We start from the raw sequence: 2,119 nt of genomic DNA on the forward strand, positions 1-2,119 counted from the left end.
CGTTAAGTAAAATGGCCGCCCGTTTGGGCGCGCCTGTGCAGTACGCCTTTCGCTTGGGCGATGACGAAGTGCCGGTCAACCCGCTGATCGGCAAGACCGTGCGCTTGGAGTACCTGGGTGCGATTCATTGCAGCCATTGCGGGCGCAAAACCAAGACCAGTTTTAGCCAGGGTTATTGCTACCCGTGCATGACCAAGCTGGCGCAGTGCGACACCTGCATGATGAGCCCTGAGCGCTGCCACCATGAGCACGGCACCTGCCGTGAGCCGGAGTGGGCCGCGCAGTTCTGCATGACCGATCATATTGTTTACCTGGCCAATTCCTCGAGCGTGAAAGTGGGCATTACCCGCGCCACGCAAGTGCCCACCCGCTGGCTTGATCAGGGCGCCAGTCAGGCGCTGCCGATCCTGCGCGTGAGCACCCGCCAGCAATCGGGCTTTGTCGAAGACCTGTTTCGCAGTCAGGTGGCCGATAAAACCAACTGGCGCGCGCTGCTCAAAAGCCACGCGCAACCGGTCGATCTCAGCGCCGTTCGCGAGCAGCTATTTGCCAGCTGCGCCGAGGGCCTGCTTAGCTTGCAACAGCGCTTCGGTTTGCAGGCGATTCAGCCGCTCAGCGACGTTGAGCCAATTGAAATCAGTTATCCGATTGAGGCCTACCCGGCCAAGATCACCAGCTTCAACCTGGACAAAGACCCCATCGCCGAAGGCACCCTGCTGGGCATCAAGGGTCAGTACCTGATGTTCGATACCGGCGTTATCAATATCCGCAAATACACGGCCTACCAGTTGGCCGTGCATTCCTGAACGTGAAGGGCCCAAGCCATGCGCACCGAACAACCGAAGATGATTTACCTGAAGGACTATCAGGCGCCGGATTACCTGATTGACGAGACCCATCTGACTTTCGAGTTGTTCGAGGACCACACCCTGGTTCACGCGCAATTGGTGATGCGCCGCAACCCGGCGCGCGGCGCTGGTTTGCCGCTGCTGGTGCTTGATGGTCAGGAGCTGGAACTGTTGTCGCTGAGCCTGGACGGCAAAACCTTGGAGGCCGGCGCCTACCAGGTCACCGATAGCCACCTGAGTGTGCAGCCGACTGGCGACAGCTTTGTACTCGACAGCAGCGTGCGCATTCATCCGGAAAGCAACACCGCGCTGGAAGGCTTGTACAAATCCGGCAGCATGTTTTGCACCCAGTGCGAGGCCGAAGGTTTCCGCAAGATCACCTACTACCTCGATCGCCCGGATGTGATGAGCAAGTTCACCACCACCCTGAGCGCCGAACAGCACAAGTACCCGGTGCTGCTTTCCAACGGCAACCCGATTGCCAGCGGCCCGGAAGAAGGCGGCCGGCATTGGGCGACTTGGGAAGATCCGTTCTTTAAACCGGCCTACCTGTTTGCCCTGGTCGCCGGCGATTTGTGGGCGATTGAAGACACCTTCGAGACCATGAGCAAGCGCGAAGTGGCGCTGCGCATTTATGTCGAGCCGGAAAATATCGACAAATGCCAGCACGCCATGGAAAGCCTGAAAAAATCCATGCGCTGGGACGAAGAGGTGTACGGCCGCGAATACGATCTGGATATTTTTATGATCGTGGCGGTTAACGACTTCAACATGGGCGCCATGGAAAACAAGGGCCTGAATATCTTTAACTCCAGCTGCGTGCTGGCTAAAGCCGAAACGGCCACCGACGCCGCGCACCAGCGCGTTGAAGGCGTGGTGGCCCATGAGTATTTCCACAACTGGTCGGGCAACCGCGTGACCTGCCGCGACTGGTTCCAACTGTCGCTCAAAGAAGGTTTTACCGTGTACCGCGACGCCGAGTTCTCGGCGGATATGAACTCGCGCACGGTGAAACGTATTGAAGACGTGGCCTACCTGCGCACCCACCAATTCGCCGAAGACGCCGGCCCCATGGCCCACGCCGTACGCCCGGACAGCTTTATCGAGATCTCCAACTTCTACACCCTGACCGTGTACGAAAAGGGCTCGGAAGTGGTGCGTATGCTCCACACCCTGTTGGGCGGCGAAGGCTTCCGCAAAGGCAGCGACCTGTACTTCGAGCGCCACGACGGCCAGGCCGTGACCTGCGATGACTTCATCAAGGCCATGGA

The 2,119-nt window shown here is 58.9% G+C and carries 2 protein-coding genes; both read left to right on the forward strand.

What is annotated here, in order from left to right:
* The coding region (locus AAAB16_RS01720; RefSeq protein ID WP_340661780.1) for a DUF2797 domain-containing protein at positions 1-806 on the forward strand (806 nt) is incomplete at its 5' end.
* A gap of 18 nt (positions 807-824) precedes the next feature.
* Positions 825-2,119: aminopeptidase N (pepN, locus tag AAAB16_RS01725; protein ID WP_340661781.1), on the forward strand; the 1,295-nt coding region annotated here is incomplete at its 3' end.

The sequence above is a fragment of the Pseudomonas sp. genome (assembly GCF_037994325.1).
Taxonomy (GTDB): Bacteria; Pseudomonadota; Gammaproteobacteria; order Pseudomonadales; family Pseudomonadaceae; genus Aquipseudomonas.